Raw genomic sequence first — 19,353 nt, 5'->3', positions numbered from 1 at the left:
GTTACTATGAAATTAGCACTGCTGGGACGTCAGGCACTGATGGGAGTAATGGCTGTGGCGCTGGTTGCGGGAATGAGCGCGAAGAGCTTTGCCGATGAGGGTTTGCTGAACAAAGTTAAAGAACGCGGCACGCTACTGGTAGGGCTGGAAGGCACCTACCCGCCGTTTAGCTTTCAGGGCGACAACGGCAAATTAACCGGTTTTGAAGTCGACTTCGCCGAGGCGTTAGCAAAACATCTGGGCGTTAAAGCGTCGCTGAAGCCGACCAAATGGGACGGAATGCTGGCGTCGCTGGATTCTAAACGTATTGATGTGGTGATAAACCAGGTCACGATTTCAGACGTCCGCAAGAAAAAATATGATTTCTCTACACCTTATACTGTCTCCGGCGTTCAGGCGCTGGTGAAAAAAGGGAATGAAGGCACGATCAAAACGGCTGCCGATCTGCAGGGCAAAAAAGTAGGCGTCGGGCTGGGTACTAACTATGAAGAGTGGCTACGTCAACATGTTCAGGACGTGGATATCCGTACCTACGACGATGATCCTACGAAATACCAGGATCTGCGCGTAGGCCGTATTGACGCGATTTTAGTCGATCGTCTGGCGGCGCTGGATCTGGTGAAAAAAACCAAAGGGACGCTGGCTGTCACCGGTGATGCGTTTTCGCGTCAGGAGTCCGGGGTTGCATTACGTAAAGGTAACGAAGATTTGCTGAAGGCGGTAGATAACGCGATTGCGGAAATGCAAAAAGATGGCACCTTAAAAGCGCTTTCCGAAAAATGGTTTGGCGCTGACGTGACCCAATAATCCTCTACGTTGCCTGGCAGGCAGAGCGCCGCCGGGCAATACCCATCTCATACTATGTCAGCAAACGGAGGCGCGTTAATCGGCGCCTTTTTTATTTCCGTTGAATCAACGTGCATAATAAAAAGAATACACGACAACACTACCGGAGGCTTAATGCCACTACATCACTTAACGCGCTTCCCTCGTCTGGAGTTTATCGGCGCGCCTACCCCGCTCGAATACCTGCCGCGGTTGTCTGATTATCTTGGCCGTGAGATTTACATTAAGCGCGATGACGTTACGCCCATTGCGATGGGCGGCAATAAACTGCGCAAGCTGGAGTTTCTGGTGGCCGACGCGCTGCGGGAAGGGGCGGATACGCTGGTAACCGCAGGGGCGATTCAGTCGAACCATGTCCGTCAGACGGCGGCGGTCGCGGCTAAATTGGGACTGCATTGCGTCGCCTTACTGGAAAATCCCATCGGTACTACCGCGGAAAATTACCTGACGAATGGTAATCGCCTGTTACTGGATTTATTTAATACGCAAATTGAGATGTGCGATGCGCTGACCGATCCGGATGCGCAACTTCAAACGCTGGCGACGCGCATTGAAGCGCAAGGGTTCAGGCCCTATGTGATTCCCGTTGGCGGTTCCAGCGCGCTGGGCGCAATGGGATACGTAGAGAGCGCTCTGGAAATCGCCCGGCAGTGTGAAGAGGTCGTCGGACTCTCTTCGGTGGTGGTGGCTTCCGGCAGCGCAGGTACGCACGCCGGGTTAGCCGTCGGGCTGGAACACCTGATGCCTGATGTCGAACTGATTGGCGTGACCGTTTCACGTTCTGTCGTCGAGCAGAAACCAAAAGTGATTGCCTTGCAGCAGGCTATTGCCGGTAAGCTGGCGCTGACGGCGACGGCGGATATTCATTTATGGGATGACTATTTTGCTCCAGGTTACGGCGTGCCAAATGACGCGGGGATGGAGGCGGTGAAACTGCTGGCGCGTCTGGAGGGGGTACTGCTGGACCCGGTATATACCGGCAAAGCGATGGCGGGTCTGATAGACGGCATCAGCCAGAAACGCTTTAACGATGACGGGCCGATTCTCTTTATTCACACCGGTGGGGCGCCTGCGCTGTTTGCCTACCATCCTCATGTATAATCTCCAGGTAATCAACGCGAATGCAAGAAAGTATCCAACTGGTTATTGAATCGCTGCCGTATTTGCTTAAAGGCGCCGTATTTACCCTGCAACTGAGTATTGGCGGTATGTTTTTCGGCCTGCTGCTGGGATTTGTGCTGGCGCTGATGCGGATGTCGCCGCTATGGCCGGTTCGCTGGCTGGCGCGCTTTTATATCTCGATTTTTCGCGGTACGCCGCTTATCGCCCAGCTATTTATGATCTATTACGGCCTGCCGCAATTTGGTATTGAGCTGGACCCTATTCCGGCGGCGATGATTGGTTTATCGCTCAATACCGCGGCTTACACGTCTGAGACGCTGCGCGCGGCGATCTCGGCTATCGACAAGGGACAATGGGAAGCGGCGGCGAGTATTGGCATGACGCCGTGGCAAACGCTACGCCGCGCTATTTTGCCGCAGGCGGCTCGCGTCGCGCTTCCGCCATTGAGCAACAGCTTTATCAGTCTGGTGAAAGATACATCGCTCGCCGCGACGATTCAGGTGCCGGAGTTGTTTCGCCAGGCGCAGTTAATTACCTCGCGAACGCTGGAGGTGTTTACCATGTATCTGGCTGCGTCGTTAATCTACTGGCTGATGGCGACCGTCTTATCGGCACTGCAAAACTATTTTGAAAACCAGCTTAACCGCCAGGAGAGAGAGCCAAAATGAGTGCGATCCAAGTCACCAACCTGGTCAAAAAATTTCATGGTCAAACGGTGCTGCACGGTATCGACCTTGAGGTGAAGCCCGGAGAAGTCGTCGCCATTATCGGCCCGAGCGGCTCAGGGAAGACAACGTTATTACGCAGCATTAACCTGCTGGAACAACCGGAAGCGGGCACCATTAAAGTGGGTGACATTGTCATTGATACCGCCCGCCCATTAAGCCAGCAGAAAGGGCTGATTCGCCAGTTGCGCCAGCATGTCGGCTTTGTCTTTCAGAGTTTTAACCTGTTCCCGCATCGTACTGTGCTGGAAAATATCATTGAAGGTCCGGTGATTGTAAAGGGGGAGCCGAAAGCCGACGCGACGGCGCTGGCGCGGGAACTGTTAGCCAAAGTCGGATTGGCCGGAAAAGAGACCCGCTATCCGCGTCGTTTGTCGGGCGGGCAACAGCAGCGCGTGGCGATTGCGCGCGCGCTGGCGATGCGCCCGGAAGTGATTCTGTTTGATGAGCCCACTTCGGCGCTTGATCCTGAATTAGTTGGCGAGGTGCTCAATACGATTCGCCAGCTGGCGCAGGAAAAGCGCACAATGGTGATTGTCACTCACGAAATGGGCTTTGCGCGCGACGTGGCTGACCGGGCAATATTTATGGATCAGGGGCGAATTGTTGAGCAAGGGCCTGCGAAAACCTTATTCGCTGATCCTCAACATCCGCGTACCCGCCAGTTCCTTGAGAAATTTTTAATGAAATAATGCCTTTTCAACGCTCGCCCGAATTAACCGTGCTTCGGGCGAGCGCAATGAATAATTATGAACTAATTCTGCCAGAATATTAGCTACTCCCTCAGGCGCAAGCAGAAAACTGTAATGCCGCTCAAGTATTCTACGATTCGTCCGATATTTCTTACATATAAACGCTATTTATGTGTTAATTTGAATCATTCATAATAATGATTATCAATATCAAAGGCGTGACCACAAAATATGCAGGAAAATGATTTCTTCACCTGGCGACGCGCAATGCTGTTACGCTTTCAGGAGATGGCGACAGCAGAAGATGTTTATACTGAATTGCAATATCAGACACAGCGGCTGGAATTTGATTATTATGCACTATGTGTTCGTCATCCCATTCCCTTTACCCGGCCTAAAATATCGCTTCGTACCACTTATCCTCAGGCGTGGGTAACGCATTACCAGTCCGAAAACTATTTCGCGATCGATCCGGTATTAAAGCCGGAAAATTTCAGGCAGGGCCATTTACATTGGGATGACGTGCTATTTCATGAGGCACAGGCGATGTGGGATGCAGCCCAGCGTTTCGGATTACGCAGAAGCGTAACCCAGTGTGTGATGTTGCCGAATCGGGCGCTGGGCTTTTTGTCTGTCTCTCGTGGCAGTCTGCGTTGCTCCTCCTTTACCTACGATGAAGTGGAGCTGAGGTTGCAACTGCTGGCGCGGGAGAGTCTTTCGGCGCTAACAAGACTGGAAGACGACATGGTGATGGCGCCGGAGATGCGTTTCAGTAAACGTGAGAAAGAGATTCTGAAGTGGACAGCGGAGGGGAAGACCTCATCGGAGATCGCTATTATTCTGTCGATTTCTGAAAATACCGTTAACTTCCATCAGAAAAACATGCAGAAGAAATTCAATGCGCCGAATAAAACGCAGATTGCCTGCTACGCTGCGGCGACAGGTCTGATATGACGCGTTGACGATTCTTCACGTCAGACGCGAAACCGGCTGAAAGCAACGCTAACAGCCGGTTTTTTACTACTGGCGGTAAGCCTGTTTAATTTGCTTAACCGTACTGGAAAATACCGCCGCTTGTGCTTCATCATCCATCTGCGCGATCTGTTTTTCCATTTTAAGAATCACGCGGCCTGCATCGGCCTGGCCCATCGCCTGCAGCATCAGCGTTAACATGGCTTTCAGGCAGTTGACTTCAGTAGCCAGTTCTTGATTATTCTCAGCGGTGGAAAAATCAGGCGTACTCATTTATTTTCCTCGTTATGTTTCAGTGAAAATGTGCGATAGCAGATGTTAAGGCGGCGGAGTATACCATAAGCTACGCTAAAAATAGCAGTGGTTGTTTTTTGATCAAAAAGCCGAAGATTTACCCATAAAATAAACGTTGCCGCGTGATGCATATATTTTCTTCATTCTTTGTTTATTACGCGTATTTCACTCGTTAATTATTGTTACAAAGTTGATTTCCTAATTAGTGTTTAGACAGCGGAACGTGAAATTTTTGTCACCATTATGAAATACCTGACTGAGGCGGTTGCGCCAGTAGGGGCTACAGCACTGGCGGTTTCCGCATGACGTACAACATAATTTCCAAAAACGAGAGCAAAATCGAATAGCCGGCGTTTTTTTACGTTTCAAAGTTGAGATAAAACCAGCTAATATAAGGGCGATTAACTATCAGTAGCGTTATCCCTATTCTGGAGATATTCCTTTGATCAACGTTCTTCTTGTTGATGACCACGAACTGGTGCGCGCAGGGATACGACGCATTCTTGAAGATATAAAGGGCATTAAAGTTGTCGGTGAAGCGTGCTGCGGAGAGGATGCGGTAAAATGGTGCCGTACTAACGCCGTTGACGTTGTGCTGATGGATATGAACATGCCTGGTATCGGCGGCCTTGAGGCGACGCGTAAAATTGCCCGATCGACAGCGGATATCAAAGTGATCATGCTGACCGTCCATACGGAGAACCCGTTGCCCGCCAAAGTGATGCAGGCTGGCGCAGCAGGCTATCTCAGTAAAGGTGCCGCGCCTCAGGAGGTGGTGAGCGCTATTCGTTCGGTGTATACCGGACAACGCTATATCGCTTCCGATATTGCCCAGCAGATGGCGCTCAGTCAGATCGAGCCTGCAAAAACGGAAACGCCGTTCGCCAGTTTGTCTGAACGCGAGTTGCAGATTATGCTGATGATCACTAAGGGTCAGAAGGTCAATGAGATTTCAGAACAGCTTAATCTCAGTCCTAAAACGGTGAACAGCTATCGCTATCGTATGTTCAGTAAATTAAACATTCATGGTGATGTTGAGCTGACTCACCTGGCAATCCGCCATGGCCTGTGTAATGCGGAGACGTTAACAAGCCAGTGAGTGAAATGTTTGACGCAAAGGCGTTCCTGAAAACCGTTACCAGTCAACCCGGCGTCTATCGTATGTATGACGCTGGTGGTACGGTTATTTATGTCGGCAAAGCGAAAGACCTGAAAAAGCGTCTTTCCAGCTACTTTCGCAGCAACCTGGCTTCGCGTAAAACCGAAGCGTTAGTCGCGCAAATTCAACACATTGATGTCACGGTAACGCATACCGAAACGGAAGCGCTGCTACTTGAACATAATTACATCAAGTTGTATCAACCGCGTTACAACGTGTTGTTGCGTGATGATAAATCCTATCCTTTTATTTTCCTGAGCGGCGATACTCATCCACGTCTGGCGATGCACCGTGGCGCCAAACATGCGAAAGGCGAGTACTTCGGTCCGTTTCCTAATGGCTATGCTGTGCGGGAAACGCTGGCGCTGTTACAGAAAATTTTCCCTATCCGCCAGTGCGAAAACAGCGTGTATCGCAACCGTTCGCGTCCTTGCCTGCAATACCAGATTGGCAGGTGTTTAGGCCCATGCGTTGCAGGACTGGTCAGCGAGGAGGAGTACGCGCAACAGGTGGAGTATGTCCGGCTGTTTTTGTCCGGCAAAGACGACCAGGTGTTAACACAGTTGATTGCCCGGATGGAAAAGGCCAGCCAGAATCTGGCATTTGAAGAGGCGGCGCGTATTCGCGATCAGATTCAGGCGGTACGCCGTGTTACGGAGAGACAGTTTGTCTCCAATACGGGCGACGATCTCGACGTTATCGGCGTGGCTTTTGATGCCGGTATGGCCTGTGTGCATGTGCTGTTTATTCGCCAGGGTAAGGTGCTGGGCAGCCGCAGTTATTTTCCAAAAGTGCCTGGCGGTACGGAACTGGGCGAAGTGGTGGAAACCTTTGTCGGCCAGTTTTACCTGCAGGGTAGCCAGATGCGCACGCTACCGGGCGAGATACTACTCGATTTTAACCTGAGCGATAAAATGCTGCTGGCCGATTCGTTGTCGGAACTTGCCGGACGGCGTATTCATGTCCAGACAAAGCCGCGCGGCGATCGCGCCCGTTATCTCAAGCTGGCGCGGACCAACGCGGCGACGGCCTTAACCACTAAACTTTCGCAGCAGTCCACCGTCACGCAGCGTTTGACCGCGCTGGCGACGGTGTTAAAACTTCCTGCGGTCATGCGAATGGAATGTTTTGACATCAGCCATACCATGGGAGAGCAAACGGTCGCATCCTGCGTGGTATTTGACGCTAACGGGCCATTACGCGCCGAGTATCGTCGTTATAATATCGCGGGCATCACGCCGGGTGATGACTACGCGGCGATGAATCAGGTGCTACGTCGACGTTATGGCAAGGCCATAGAAGAAAGTAAGATTCCGGACGTAATTCTGATCGACGGCGGAAAAGGGCAACTCGCCCAGGCGAAAGCCGTTTTCGCTGAGCTGGATGTTCCCTGGGATAAGCATCGCCCGTTGCTGCTCGGCGTTGCCAAAGGCGCGGACAGAAAGGCGGGGCTGGAAACGCTTTTTTTTGAACCGGAAGGCGAGGGGTTTAGCCTGCCGCCAGACTCCCCAGCGCTGCATGTCATTCAGCATATTCGCGATGAGTCGCACGATCACGCGATCGGCGGGCACCGTAAAAAACGGGCGAAGGTAAAAAACACCAGTACGCTGGAAACTATTGAAGGCGTTGGGCCTAAACGCCGTCAAATGCTGCTGAAATATATGGGCGGTTTGCAAGGACTACGTAACGCCAGCGTAGAAGAAATTGCAAAAGTGCCGGGTATTTCGCAAGGTCTGGCAGAAAAGATCTTCTGGTCGTTGAAACATTGAGGCCACTGTAGCAACATAGGGGTAATTTCACTGACAACAGATAGTTACCCGTCACTATGCAATTTAATATCCCTACGTTGCTCACGCTGTTTCGCGTCATCCTGATTCCATTCTTTGTCGTGGTGTTTTATTTGCCGTTCGCCTGGGCGCCGATGGTCAGCGCGCTGATTTTCTGTATTGCCGCTATTACCGACTGGTTTGACGGCTTTTTGGCGCGACGCTGGAACCAGAGTACGCGTTTCGGCGCCTTCCTCGATCCCGTTGCCGACAAGGTGCTGGTGGCGATCGCCATGGTGCTGGTCACCGAGCATTATCATAGCTGGTGGGTGACGTTACCTGCGGCGACGATGATAGCCCGCGAAATTATTATTTCTGCTCTGCGTGAATGGATGGCGGAGCTGGGCAAACGAAGTAGCGTAGCGGTTTCCTGGATCGGTAAAGTCAAAACTACCGCGCAGATGGTGGCGCTGGCGTGGCTCTTGTGGCGTCCGAATATCTGGGTGGAGTATGCGGGTATCGCGCTTTTCTTTGTCGCAGCAGTGTTAACGTTGTGGTCCATGTTGCAATATTTGAGCGCGGCACGTGGAGATTTGCTTGATCAGTGATCGTTTCGCCGCAAATTTCAGCAAACGATCATGAGTGACGAAAAATATCGTTGACTCAGTGCGTCAGGTAAGTAGAATGCAACGCATCGAACGGCAGCACTGATTGCCAGACGATAACAAAATCAAGTGATTAACAAGTTGCTTGATAATGCGGGAATAGCTCAGTTGGTAGAGCACGACCTTGCCAAGGTCGGGGTCGCGAGTTCGAGTCTCGTTTCCCGCTCCAGTTTAAAAGCATTGGCGTAAAGCGGATGCTGGATGAAAAATTTGGCGCGTTAACAAAGCGGTTATGTAGCGGATTGCAAATCCGTCTAGTCCGGTTCGACTCCGGAACGCGCCTCCAATTTTTCCCGAGCCCGGATGGTGGAATCGGTAGACACAAGGGATTTAAAATCCCTCGGCGTTCGCGCTGTGCGGGTTCAAGTCCCGCTCCGGGTACCATGGGAAAAACAAGAATAATCAAAGCAATAAGCAGTGTCGTGAAACCACCTACGGGTGGTTTTTTTGTGCCTTTAATTCACACGCCGGTCATGAGCGTGAACTTTCCAGTGCTATTCACAGTAAAAAACATTGGTAGCGGCATTTCTGCCAGTATAGCAGTTATCGTGTTACCGCCCTCCAGGACCATGCTGGCAAATACTAAACGTCAGGTAAATCAGCCGGTAAAATTCATTAATCTGTATAAAAAATACTGATATGTTTTATTCCTGATTTATGAAGAGGGTAGATATGCCAGTGAAATATACCGATAATGCAAAATTCTTTATTAGCTTCATTAATATTGGAATTGTAGGTTGCACTTTTCTACTCTTTTTTATTTTATATGAACCTGATACGGAAGTTGTAACCCATGTTTTTCCGGGTGAGTATTCATCTTCTACGTGTGATGCGCGTAATTTTATCGGCTACGTCGATGCAAATGATTTTGCAGGATATATAAAAATAGCAGAATCGACACGCTACAGTATGTATTGTCTGAAAAAAACGGGGGCTGGTCAGTGGGGTATTTATGCAAATTAAACGAGTATATCGCTACATAATGGATGTTTTTTGCACAATTTAATTAAAGGTAAATAGCAGACTAACGTTCATCATAAGATAATGTGATTGGCGTCATGCTTTAATCACGTTTTGCAATAATGTCTTAATAACAGGTCAACTACAGACAATTTTAGGTTTTCGTAAATGGTGATTTTGGTCAGTCTCTATATTGTGCTTTCCCTACGTTACGGAGATGATGATGCAAAACAAAGCCTGGGCCGTTTTATTGATGCCGCTGTGCCTTACCGCTTGTCACCAGACGACGTACCGACCAACGGCCAAAGGTGAAATCCCCGCGGGGAGTTATATTGACCCAACAAAAACGCGCTTTCCGTTAGCGGATTATTCACAGTCGGTCGATAAATGGATACCCCCGGACTCGGCTGATTACACTATTCCGGTTATTGATAGTGCTACCCAACAACGCTACTTTAGCGCACTGAAATCCCATTATTTCGGAATGGACAGTGAAGCACACTCGCCGTGGAATGTTTTTTATATCACCACGTTGCTGAAAAAAAACGCAGGGCAGGCCCGGGATGCCAGTATTAAGCAGTTCCTTAGCGACGGCAGTGCTTATTGGGGGGAAAATTTCAGATTGTATTCCTCACACTGGAAAGCGGGGGTAAGAGGGAATGCGGATACGCAGATTGATGATATATATCATGCCTCCCGACGTGGCATTATGGTCAGAGAGAGTTTAGTCAGAGCACTACCAACGGACGATCCGCTCTTTAACGATCCCCGTCGGGCGGGCGAGGGGTACCCTTTTGATAATTTACAAATGTCTTCGCTGCGCCCCGGCACGCCGGTCTATACGCTAACGGAGAGCAAAGACCAACGTTGGCAATATGTCGTTTCACCGGCGGTAACAGGTTGGGTTCATAGTGAGGATATTGCCAGTGTGGATCAGAAATTTGTAACCCAGTGGGTTTCGCTCGCTCATAAGCAACTGGGAGCATTTATCAACTCGCCAGTTTCTGTCCATGCCGCAGGCGTCTATTATTTCACCGGGCGACCGGGCACTATTTTACCGTTCCGGAATCAACGAGCGGGTCTTTTCCTGATTGCGGCGCCAGTTCGCGACAGCAATGGTCGTGCGTCTATCCATTGGGTCTGGCTAAGTGACAAAGAGTTTACGGCTATGCCGTGGAAAATGACGCCGGAAAATATTGCCGTATTAATGAAATCAATGGGCGGCACCCCCTACGGCTGGGGAAATTTTAACTTTTATAATGATTGTTCAGCCGAAATCCGCAGCCTGATGATGCCGTTTGGCATATTCCTACCCAGACATTCAACCGCGCAGGTAGAGGCTGCTGGACGAGTCGTCGATCTCAGCAGTAAAAGCACCCAAATGCGGATCGATTATCTCACCAGGTACGGAAAACCGTTTACTACGCTGGTCTATATTCCAGGGCATATTATGCTGTATATCGGTAACACAACCATGAACGGGCAGGTGGTACCGGTCACTTATCAAAATATCTGGGGATTGCGCCCGAACAATGCCAATAGCCGGAGCATTATCGGCGAGGCAGTATTTTTCCCACTACTCCATTTTTATCCTGAAAATCCTGAACTGGTATCGCTGGCTGGTAAGGTTCTGTTTAAACTTGGTTATATAGAATAAGGTTGACAGGCTGTGCTATCGCGGAATACGTGATTGAGGCAACTGTGCGCAGTGGATATAAAGATGGTATCCCTGTAAACTGTATCTGAAAAAGGTATGCGCTATAGTGCGGTCTGTTTATTTGAAATACTATCTGGAGTTGATTCTGGATGTGGTCATGAGCCTCACACATTGAAGTGAGAGTTATTGTTAGCGGTATCTGGCTGGAGGCTGGGTGGTAAAAAGACGTAGTTTATTGCATTTTAATAACCGTACCCGGTCGGAGCGCGATCTTGGGGATCTGGTCACTAAAGTTTTTGAGAAAGCGGCGAAAAAAGAACCGCAACCGCTATACACATTTAGCCTGCCGTTGCTGAGTGTGCAGGATGAGATCCGTGCTTACTGTAAGAAAAAAAATATCAAAATAGGGTATGATACTCTGTTTATGGAAATAACCTTTTCTGCTGACAGAGAAGCGGTAGACGAACTCATCAAACACTTTTTTACTGAAAATAAGCTCTATTTAAGAGGACGATTTTATCTGTCCGCGGCGGTGGTATAAGTTAGCATGAGTATAATATAGCGAGAAACATTTAGAATGCCTGTCCCGTCTTGCGCACCGCCAGCATAGCGATTATTACACTGAGTAAAGAATGTCTGATTTCAATAAGGGAAGAGGATGTTGTACTCATATAGGACAGTGACGCCCCCGCCGTTATGAGAAATATGCAGTGGAGAGTATCTCATGGTAGAGAATGCGCGGGCAATGACCGTCGCGAACGCGAGTTCAGATGCCTGGCTTTTATGTGGATTTGAGCGCTTCTTAGCGGAAAACCTGCGTCCCGATCCTCCTTTTGTGCGTTAACTTCCGGAATCCTCCCCATTTCGTGTTAATCTGGCCCCTGATGGTTGCCATCCAAACTGCCTGCAAAAATTATTTTTATCCGCTGCAATGTAAGAGAGCCACAGGCGGAAGTCATCACTGAGGAAAAGCGTTATGAAAATGGAACCATTAAATGAGAACGAGCTGGAATGGCTGGATGATGTGTTGACGAAATACAATACCGATCAGGCCATTCTGGATGTCGCGGAACTGGACGGTTTGATTACTGCGGTACTGAGTTCTCCGCGTCCAATTGAGCCGGAACAGTGGCTGGTAGCGATATGGGGTGGACCCGCGTACGTACCGCGCTGGACATCTGAAAAAGAAATGACGCGATTTATGGACCTGGTGTTCCAGCACATGGCGGACACAGCCGCCCGGCTTGAAGACTATCCAGAACAGTTCGAGCCGCTGTTTGGCCTGCGAGAAGTTGATGGCCATGAACTAACGATTGTTGAAGAATGGTGCTTTGGTTATATGCGTGGAGTGTCGCTGTCCGACTGGTCAGATTTGCCAGATACGCTAAAACCGGCTCTGGAAGCGATTGCATTACACGGCACTGAAGAAAACTTTGACCTGCTGGATAAAATGAGCCCGGAAGCGTTCGATAAAAGCGTTGACGCTATCCGTATCGCGGCGCTTGAGCTGCATGCCTGGTGGATGGCGCATCCGCAGACTACGCCGCTACAGATGCCGGTAAAAGTAGAGGTGAAAGTGGGGCGTAACGATCCTTGTCCATGCGGGAGCGGCAAAAAATTTAAGCAGTGCTGCCTGCATTAATTCCTCATAAACGACATAGCGTGATGATTATCGAGCCTGGATGGGGTCCGGGCCCGGTAATCTTTTCCTGGCATTAACCTGGATCGGGCAGGAATCCCATTGCGATCGAAAACTGGACGCCAATCACGACAATGCCGCAGATAAACACCAGCGCCAGCGCTGGGGTGCCGCCTGCCACACGATATCCCGCCTGAGAATTCTGTTTGCGGCATTGCCAGACCAGCATGGCAGGGATTAGCAGTGCCAACACTGCCAGCGCCACGCCGGCATAGCCTAATGCCATCACAAATCCGCGTGGGTAGAAAAGCGCAAACGCCAGCGGCGGCAGAAAGGTAATCAGCCCGGTTTGCATACGCCCGAACACCGTACTGCGACGCTGGAATAGATCGGCCAGGTAATCAAATAATCCTAGCGCTACGCCCAGAAAAGAGGTTGCCAGCGCCAGATCGGCGAACAGGTGGACCGCCAGTTCGACATGTGGGGAAGCGACCACTTCTCTGAGCGCCTGCAGCAGACCATTTAACCCGGCATGGCTGGCTAGCAGCCCTCTGAATGTCGGCGAGTCGATGCTTCCCAGCGTGGCAAGCTGCCAAAAAATATAGGCCACTAACGGAATGGCGCTGCCCGTCATAAAGACCCAACGCAGCTTGCGAATGTTGCCGTTCATATAACTTACAATACTCGGTACACTTCCGTGAAAACCAAAGGAGGTGAAAATGACCGGTATTGCAGATAATGCCAGTCCCTGCTGTAAAGGAAGCGTAAGAAGATTTACTTTATGAATATGTGGTGTTAGCAACGCAAGCATGATGACCAGAAAAATGATCTTCGCGCTAAACAGAAAGCGGTTAAAAAGATCGACCAGCGAGGTACCCACACACACCACACCACCGGCAACAAAGGTGAACAGCAGCACACCGGCGGCAGGAGAGAGCGTGGCGCCGACCCAGTTGTTAATACTGGACGCCAGTAATTCACCGGCTCCGGAAATGTAGGCGGCGGTGAGCGCATACATTAAGAACATCATGCTGAATCCCGTAAGCCACTGTCCGTAACGTCCAAGATAGCGTTTTGCCAACGAGCCCAGCCCGGTATCCGCCGGAACATGTTGATACACCTCCAGTAATAGTAACGCGGTATAACACATCAGCGCCCACAGTCCAATCAACAATCCCAGCGTAACGCTGAAACCAACGCCAGCCGCTGCCAGCGGCATTGCCAGCATCCCGGCGCCGATAGTGGTGCCTGCCACGATAAAAATACTGCCCAGAGTTCTGTTTTTCACGCTTTCTACTACCCCGGTAAAAAAGAACGGTGATATCCGCGGCGCAGGGTAAGCCATTACGCTATTTTCGTCAAATGGCCGTTACAATGTGTGTACTGTAAATTTTACAGTTCCGGGCATAAAAGCGAATATGGGAAGAGACACGTACAACCACCGCAAACCTGCGCTAGCGCAAAGTCGCTCGCACAAGGACACATTAGGCTACGGGTTTTATTCAGGAGGGGTTATGGATTCCATTCATGGTCACGAGGTGCTCAACATGATGATTGAGTCTGGCGAGCAGTATACGCATACTTCGCTGGAGGCGGCAATTAAAGCGCGCTTTGGCGAGCGGGCACGATTTCACACCTGTTCAGCGTCAGATATGACGGCGGCGGAACTGGTCGCGTTTCTGGCGGCGAAAGGAAAGTTTATTGCCGTGGATGGCGGTTTTTCAACGCATGAGAGTAAGATCTGCCGCCATTAATACACCACGGTGAGAGTTCGTCTCACCGTGTAAGGACGTGTTGGATTAATTTTGCGTATCCAGTGTTGAGAGTTCTTTATCAATGAAATAAAGCCCTTCGCCGCTTTTTCCCGCCAGCGTTAATTTATCAATAATGGATTTGAATAATTTTTCTTCTTCATGCTGTTCTGCCACATACCACTGTAAGAAATTAAATGTCGGATAATCCTGGCTGGTCATTGCGGCATGAGCCAGTTCATTAATTTTTTGCGTAATAAGTTGCTCATGCTCATAGGTCGCGCGGAACAGTTCATCCAGTGAGGCGTACTCAGCGAAGGGCGAAGAAACGGTATTAATGCGCGGCAGACTTCCGGTATCGGTAAGGTAGTCGAACAGGCGTTGCATATGCGTCATCTCTTCTTGCGCATGGCGGCGAAGAAATGCGGCGGCGCCTTCAAAACTGTGATAGCTGCACCACGCGCTCATCTGTTGATAGAGCAGTGAGGAATACAGCTCCAGATTCATTTGCTCATTCAGCTTGTCGATCATTTCTGTTTTCAGCATGGTTCCGCTCCACAAATAGCAAAAGATATACGGTGATGTGGCGCCACTATAATTTGTTATTTTATTATTTGCAAAAGGTAAAATATTAAAATTAATTATTAAAAATACGAATGGGAATAAAACGCATTAGCACCATTGTGTACTCTAAATAATTCAGGTTGCAGGCAGGCGGCGCGGCGAATCCCAGAGGGGGGACATAATTAAGTGGCTGGGGAAACGAGGAAAGCCAACGCACATGCCGCTTGAAGTATGACGAGTATATAAATAAAGGAAAGCCAGCACCTTCATGCTGGCAATAGCGACCATGCACTATCCTCCATTGTACATGGTGTCGGCGTTAAGCCAGCAACCTTAATAATAAAGCGGCATGATTTGCGGGACGGCTACGCCCCGGCACTGCCAGGAGAGGGTAAATCGGGTGTTCAGGCACAAAGAGCCCGCATAAATGCTACAGGTTCCTACCGGCTGACCAAACGACACGGCATCGGCATAGCCCATCTGCTGGCATTCGCGAGTTGCGGTCCCGTGAGAAACATAGTCGTCTGTCCGTGACGTAAAAAATAGCGGCTGGTTATACGTCAGGCGCACAATGCCGCTTATCGGGCTGGCTTCGCTGACCTGCGCTTGTCGAGTAATGGTGCACCCCGTCAGGGCTAGCAGTGAAAGAGTAAAAATAAGAGGCTTCATAAAATCGCTCCGACAGTTCGGTATCGGACCATGCTACCTCGTGTCTTTCACCGTCAATGGCTGGAATAACTTACGGATTCGCCTTGATTAAAGGTAACGGCAGGAGATTTACAGCGGGAGCAGAAAATGTGTGAGCGCCTTTTTATTTTTTAAAACTTGGTTTCATTAAATTTGAAAGTGTGTTTGTAAGCGTGTAGTGTAGGCGAAACGTCATGATTTACACAGGCGCGATCGCCTGCATTCAGGAGGAACACCATGAAAATCGCATTGATGATGGAAAACAGCCAGGCCAGCAAAAACGCCATCATTTATAACGAACTTAGCGCTGTCGCCGATGAAAAGGGATTTCCCGTTTTTAACGTCGGTATGTGCGACGAAAATGACCATCATCTGACGTACATTCATTTAGGCATTATGGCGAGTATTCTGCTTAATTCAAAAGCGGTTGATTTCGTCGTTACCGGCTGCGGTACAGGTCAGGGCGCGCTCATGTCGCTAAATATTCATCCTGGTGTCATTTGTGGCTATTGCATCGATCCGGCAGATGCTTTTCTGTTTGCGCAGATCAACAACGGTAATGCGTTGTCCCTGCCATTTGCGAAAGGCTTTGGCTGGGGCGCTGAGCTGAACGTGCGTTTCATCTTTGAAAAAGCGTTTACCGGTCGTAAAGGCGAGGGCTATCCGCCTGAACGTAAAGCGCCGCAGGTTCGCAATGCGGGCATTTTGAATCAGGTTAAAGCTGCGGTCGTCAAAGAGAATTATCTGGATACATTACGGGCTATCGATCCTGAGCTGGTTAAAACAGCGGTTTCAGGGCCGCGTTTCCAGCAATGTTTGTTTGAAAACGGCCAGAATAAAGAAATAGAAGCGTTTGTACGTGAGATTCTGGGGTAATGCCCCGCCTGACAAGTCAGAAGCGTTTCGCCCTGTCGCCAGGCATGATGTGTCGATAAAAGACCAGTAGCGACAGGTTCTATCCCTGGCATACAGACCAGAAACGGTGTTGCTACCGTTTCTGGCTATGAATGGGTACTATGACGTCCTGACTATAAGGAGTTCATCATGCCCCATACACTTAATGCCGACCAGGAACTGCTTTCTGACGTTGTCGCTTGTCAGTTGGTTATCAAGCAGATTCTGGACGTAATCGATGTGATTGCGCCAGTGGAAGTACGCGAAAAAATGTCCAGCCAATTGAAAAATATCGACTTTTCTAATCATCCTGCCGCCGCTGATCCGGTCACGATGCGCGCCATCCAAAAAGCGATAGCTCTGATCGAACTGAAATTTACGCCCCAGGGTGACTCTCACTAACAACCGCTGACTGTAGGCCGGATTAGCCGCTTCACGTTGCTATCCGGCGTAATAACGTCTCAATATCGTCGTTCAGGTAGCTGTTATCAGTGATGCTGATAGGTCACGACGTTAAGGAGATGTTGATCGGTTTGCGCCAGACATAACCCTGCTCGTTTAGCGCTGCGAACTTCTTCGAGAATAGTTTGTAAAAGTACGCCATCCTGCTGCTGCTCTTTTTCCAGGGTATGGAGAAAATCAAGCGTTGAGGCATCATTGAGCGCTTTCGCTTCGTCCGCAAGACGCGACAGCGTGCTGGCGCGTTGCTGATAATCCTCCAGAGTTTTCTGGAACAGTTCTTCCAGAGAACAGAGCTCATCGCCCGGAACGTCAATGGCTTTGACGATAGGGGGGGCGCCAGCGCTTTTCATAAAATTAAACATGCGCATCATTTGCGTCACGTTGCCTTGCGCCTGGGTACGAAGAAAGGTGGCGGTGCCTGTTAAACTGTGTTCAGAACACCATTCGCTTAGATGGAGGTAAAGATTTGATGCGTAAAATTCAAGGTTCATTTGCGTGTTGAGCTTTTGAACCATTCCTACTGCTGCCATAACAATATCCTTATTTCCAGAAAGTGTTGATGTGCATGACGGACGAAAATGCAACGGGCCGTTGTCACACTCTTACATCCATGCACAATAAATACTCTTAGCAGAAGAACTCCGTTCCGCCAGTCCCTTATGCGATCTGATTTCCTGTTTATCGATCGGTAACGAGAATAGCGCGTCAATAAAAATAAAAAAATCCTTAAATGCAATTGTTTATCTTTTTTTACATTTTCAGTGACGCGATTTTTTCAATAGTAATGTTTTCTGTTGTGCTTTTGTAATTATAACCAATTGAAAAACAATAGATATATAATTATTGTTTTGTTTTATGAAACATTGTTTCAGATCATAGAATAATCGTTTGAATCGTGGTAGTATCAATAAAATAAACATTATCCGATCTGGTTGTCACACGCATGAACGGTTGATAGCAAATTTACCTGTTTTTATAAAAAAACTGATTTTGCTGTAGATCATTTTTAATGTCATTAATCATACGGGCACATTATTCGGTTGAGCATAGTTTTGATGGGTGACACGTTAACAAGGAGCAGTCAATGAAAAAGGTCGCGGTGCTGCTGGCGCCAGGATTTGAAGAGGCAGAGGCCATTGTTACTATTGATATCCTGCGGCGTTTGCATATCGACGTAGAAATGCTGGCGTGTGCTGAATCTCGGGCGGTGGTGAGTTACCATGATATTCCCATGGTTGCGGACAGCACGCTGAGTGAACGCCAGCAGGCGCTTTTCGATGCGGTAGTTCTACCGGGTGGTCCGCAGGGTAGTGCCAATCTGGCCGCTAATCCGGCAGCGATCGCTTTCGTTGCGCGTCATGACGCAGCAGGTAAATTAATTTGTCCTATCTGTTCCGCTGCGGCAAGGGTACTGGGTGCCCACGGATTACTGAAGGGGCGTCGTTATGTTTGCTCCGGCGATCTGTGGAAAGCGGTTCAGGAAGGTGTCTATGTGGATGCTCCTGTTGTTGAAGACGGCAATTTAATTAGCGGCAAAGGTTTGGGTCATGTCTTTGATTTCGCGCTAACCCTTGCCGCCAGACTGCTGGTAGACGACGCGCCGGTTCGCGAACAAGCCGGACATATCTATTATTCCTGGTAATCGTTATTTGCCCAGAGACGTAAGGATTAGCTGGCAGATGTGATGCTGGCTTTCCTGCCACTTGTCTGACAAACCTGATCTGGTTTATGTTATTTTCCGCTGAATTTATGTACGCAATTACTGTAATTCAGCGCTGTGCTGCTCTCCTGTGGGGAATCAAGTTCCCACTAAAACTATTCCAGCCATCAGTATTTATCTAACAAGAATCGCTCGATTTTACCCTACATAAAAGAATGCTAAAGCTGGAGTTAACCATGCACAAATTTACTAAGGTGTTGGCGCCGGGCTGCTGCTGGGCGTACTGTGCGGACTGGTCAGTGGCTTTGTGATTGCGCATCTGGAAATTGCCGCACTCGCCACAATGCAGATTGTGCGCAGTCTGGCTTATATCATCTCCGAGGGTAAATCGGTAGGCATTGAAGACGAGCTTTTCTGAACAAAACACTTTCGGGCGTAACACGCTGACGATAGGCGGCAATGAGGAGGCCGCACGGCTGGCCGGCGTACCGGTTGTACGTACCAAAATTATCATTTTTATTCTCTCTGGCCTGGTGTCGGCGGGTATCATTCTGGCTTCGCGTATGACCAGCGGTCAGCCAATGACCTCCCTGGATTATGAGTTAATCATTATTTCTGTGTGCGTATTAGGGGGGCATCCCTGAAAGGCGGTCTCGGAAAAATCTCATATGTGGTGGCGGGCTTACTGATATTAGGGACGGTGGAGAACGCGATGAACCTGCTCAACATTTCACCCTTTGCGCAGTATGTGGTTCGCGGCTTAATCCTTCTGGCAGCAGTCATTTTCGACCATTATAAGCAAAAAGCGAAGGGTACGATTTGATGAATTAACATTCAA

General features: G+C 49.3%; 21 protein-coding genes, 3 tRNA genes and 2 pseudogenes. 20 read left to right on the top strand and 6 right to left on the bottom strand.

Annotated features, from left to right (window positions below; translation table 11 throughout):
* The first annotated feature begins 6 nt into the window (after window positions 1-6).
* The 5 genes from tcyJ (at window position 7) to sdiA (ending at window position 4,339) form a co-directional block, all read left to right on the top strand.
* The gene (gene tcyJ / locus ACE15A_RS13425; RefSeq protein WP_053508893.1) at window positions 7-807 is read left to right on the top strand and encodes a cystine ABC transporter substrate-binding protein; all 801 of its coding nucleotides are present in this window, start codon (window positions 7-9) and stop codon (window positions 805-807) included.
* Between the two features lie 153 nt (window positions 808-960).
* Window positions 961-1,947, top strand: coding sequence for a D-cysteine desulfhydrase (gene dcyD, locus ACE15A_RS13420; protein WP_023248837.1), 987 nt, complete (start codon window positions 961-963; stop codon window positions 1,945-1,947).
* A 20-nt stretch (window positions 1,948-1,967) separates the two neighbouring features.
* Window positions 1,968-2,636, top strand: coding sequence for a cystine ABC transporter permease (gene tcyL, locus ACE15A_RS13415; RefSeq protein WP_023248836.1), 669 nt, complete (start codon window positions 1,968-1,970; stop codon window positions 2,634-2,636).
* Entirely contained in the window at window positions 2,633-3,385 is a 753-nt protein-coding gene (tcyN, locus tag ACE15A_RS13410) for an L-cystine ABC transporter ATP-binding protein TcyN (protein ID WP_023248835.1), read from the top strand. The genes tcyL and tcyN overlap by 4 nt, the downstream gene beginning before the upstream one ends.
* 231 nt (window positions 3,386-3,616) lie before the next feature.
* Window positions 3,617-4,339, top strand: a complete 723-nt coding sequence (sdiA, locus tag ACE15A_RS13405; protein WP_053508895.1) for a transcriptional regulator SdiA — start codon at window positions 3,617-3,619, stop codon at window positions 4,337-4,339.
* A 66-nt stretch (window positions 4,340-4,405) separates the two neighbouring features.
* On the opposite strand, the gene ACE15A_RS13400 is transcribed toward sdiA, so the two are convergent.
* Window positions 4,406-4,630, bottom strand: a complete 225-nt coding sequence (locus ACE15A_RS13400; protein WP_000106483.1) for a DUF2594 family protein — start codon at window positions 4,628-4,630, stop codon at window positions 4,406-4,408.
* Window positions 4,627-4,782, bottom strand: coding sequence for a hypothetical protein (locus tag ACE15A_RS13395; protein WP_023248833.1), 156 nt, complete (start codon window positions 4,780-4,782; stop codon window positions 4,627-4,629). The genes ACE15A_RS13400 and ACE15A_RS13395 overlap by 4 nt, the downstream gene beginning before the upstream one ends.
* A 311-nt stretch (window positions 4,783-5,093) precedes the next feature.
* Between ACE15A_RS13395 and uvrY the strand changes: the two genes are divergently transcribed.
* From uvrY to ACE15A_RS13345, 10 genes and pseudogenes are all read left to right on the top strand, one after another.
* A complete protein-coding gene (uvrY, locus tag ACE15A_RS13390; RefSeq protein ID WP_023248832.1) occupies window positions 5,094-5,750 on the top strand; it encodes a UvrY/SirA/GacA family response regulator transcription factor in 657 nt (218 codons plus the stop codon).
* Window positions 5,747-7,579: an excinuclease ABC subunit UvrC gene (gene uvrC, locus ACE15A_RS13385; protein WP_023248831.1), complete on the top strand. Its 1,833-nt coding sequence runs from the start codon at window positions 5,747-5,749 to the stop codon at window positions 7,577-7,579. The genes uvrY and uvrC overlap by 4 nt, the downstream gene beginning before the upstream one ends.
* Window positions 7,580-7,635: 56 nt before the next feature.
* The gene (pgsA, locus tag ACE15A_RS13380; protein ID WP_001160192.1) at window positions 7,636-8,184 is read left to right on the top strand and encodes a CDP-diacylglycerol--glycerol-3-phosphate 3-phosphatidyltransferase; all 549 of its coding nucleotides are present in this window, start codon (window positions 7,636-7,638) and stop codon (window positions 8,182-8,184) included.
* Window positions 8,185-8,334: 150 nt separating this feature from the next.
* A tRNA-Gly gene (locus ACE15A_RS13375) sits at window positions 8,335-8,410 on the top strand.
* A 43-nt stretch (window positions 8,411-8,453) separates the two neighbouring features.
* A tRNA-Cys gene (locus ACE15A_RS13370) sits at window positions 8,454-8,527 on the top strand.
* An 11-nt stretch (window positions 8,528-8,538) separates the two neighbouring features.
* Window positions 8,539-8,625, top strand: a tRNA-Leu gene (locus ACE15A_RS13365).
* 247 nt (window positions 8,626-8,872) lie between these two features.
* Window positions 8,873-9,204 (top strand): annotated as a pseudogene (locus ACE15A_RS13360) (hypothetical protein).
* Between the two features lie 214 nt (window positions 9,205-9,418).
* The gene (locus tag ACE15A_RS13355) at window positions 9,419-10,858 is read left to right on the top strand and encodes an SH3 domain-containing C40 family peptidase (protein ID WP_077918487.1); all 1,440 of its coding nucleotides are present in this window, start codon (window positions 9,419-9,421) and stop codon (window positions 10,856-10,858) included.
* Between the two features lie 214 nt (window positions 10,859-11,072).
* Window positions 11,073-11,399 (top strand): hypothetical protein, encoded by a 327-nt coding sequence (locus ACE15A_RS13350; RefSeq protein WP_023248828.1) that lies wholly within the window; start codon window positions 11,073-11,075, stop codon window positions 11,397-11,399.
* A 435-nt stretch (window positions 11,400-11,834) separates the two neighbouring features.
* Window positions 11,835-12,500 carry a YecA family protein gene (locus ACE15A_RS13345; protein WP_023248827.1) on the top strand — a complete coding sequence of 222 codons (666 nt, stop codon included), beginning with the start codon at window positions 11,835-11,837 and terminating at the stop codon, window positions 12,498-12,500.
* Between the two features lie 73 nt (window positions 12,501-12,573).
* Here ACE15A_RS13345 and tyrP read toward each other — a convergent pair whose 3' ends face one another.
* The gene (gene tyrP / locus ACE15A_RS13340; RefSeq protein WP_053508946.1) at window positions 12,574-13,785 is read right to left on the bottom strand and encodes a tyrosine transporter TyrP; all 1,212 of its coding nucleotides are present in this window, start codon (window positions 13,783-13,785) and stop codon (window positions 12,574-12,576) included.
* 226 nt (window positions 13,786-14,011) lie between these two features.
* On the opposite strand from tyrP, the gene ACE15A_RS13335 reads away from it, so the two are divergent.
* Window positions 14,012-14,251 (top strand): YecH family metal-binding protein, encoded by a 240-nt coding sequence (locus tag ACE15A_RS13335; protein WP_023242292.1) that lies wholly within the window; start codon window positions 14,012-14,014, stop codon window positions 14,249-14,251.
* A 45-nt stretch (window positions 14,252-14,296) separates the two neighbouring features.
* Here the strand turns inward: ACE15A_RS13335 and ftnA are convergent, their stop codons facing one another.
* Both ftnA and ACE15A_RS13325 read right to left on the bottom strand, forming a co-directional pair.
* Window positions 14,297-14,794, bottom strand: coding sequence for a non-heme ferritin (gene ftnA / locus ACE15A_RS13330; RefSeq protein ID WP_000920616.1), 498 nt, complete (start codon window positions 14,792-14,794; stop codon window positions 14,297-14,299).
* A 351-nt stretch (window positions 14,795-15,145) separates the two neighbouring features.
* Window positions 15,146-15,481, bottom strand: coding sequence for a YecR-like lipofamily protein (locus ACE15A_RS13325; protein WP_000803229.1), 336 nt, complete (start codon window positions 15,479-15,481; stop codon window positions 15,146-15,148).
* Window positions 15,482-15,736: 255 nt separating this feature from the next.
* On the opposite strand from ACE15A_RS13325, the gene ACE15A_RS13320 reads away from it, so the two are divergent.
* Window positions 15,737-16,375: an RpiB/LacA/LacB family sugar-phosphate isomerase gene (locus ACE15A_RS13320; RefSeq protein WP_053508898.1), complete on the top strand. Its 639-nt coding sequence runs from the start codon at window positions 15,737-15,739 to the stop codon at window positions 16,373-16,375.
* Window positions 16,376-16,543: 168 nt separating this feature from the next.
* Complete coding sequence (locus tag ACE15A_RS13315) at window positions 16,544-16,795, top strand: DUF2766 family protein (RefSeq protein WP_023248824.1); 252 nt, start codon at window positions 16,544-16,546, stop codon at window positions 16,793-16,795.
* A gap of 86 nt (window positions 16,796-16,881) precedes the next feature.
* Here the strand turns inward: ACE15A_RS13315 and ACE15A_RS13310 are convergent, their stop codons facing one another.
* Window positions 16,882-17,385 carry a non-heme ferritin-like protein gene (locus ACE15A_RS13310; RefSeq protein WP_053508900.1) on the bottom strand — a complete coding sequence of 168 codons (504 nt, stop codon included), beginning with the start codon at window positions 17,383-17,385 and terminating at the stop codon, window positions 16,882-16,884.
* A 554-nt stretch (window positions 17,386-17,939) separates the two neighbouring features.
* Between ACE15A_RS13310 and ACE15A_RS13305 the strand changes: the two genes are divergently transcribed.
* Window positions 17,940-18,497 (top strand): DJ-1/PfpI family protein, encoded by a 558-nt coding sequence (locus tag ACE15A_RS13305; RefSeq protein ID WP_053508902.1) that lies wholly within the window; start codon window positions 17,940-17,942, stop codon window positions 18,495-18,497.
* Between the two features lie 271 nt (window positions 18,498-18,768).
* Window positions 18,769-19,338 (top strand): annotated as a pseudogene (gene araH, locus ACE15A_RS13300) (L-arabinose ABC transporter permease AraH); the annotation flags it as partial.
* Window positions 19,339-19,353: the final 15 nt, after the last annotated feature.

The organism is Salmonella sp. HY31 (genome assembly GCF_042604575.1).
GTDB classification, from domain to species: Bacteria; Pseudomonadota; Gammaproteobacteria; order Enterobacterales; family Enterobacteriaceae; genus Salmonella; species Salmonella diarizonae.
The sequence above is the reverse complement of the archived record's forward strand: the minus strand, read 5'-3'. Positions and strand labels throughout refer to the sequence as shown.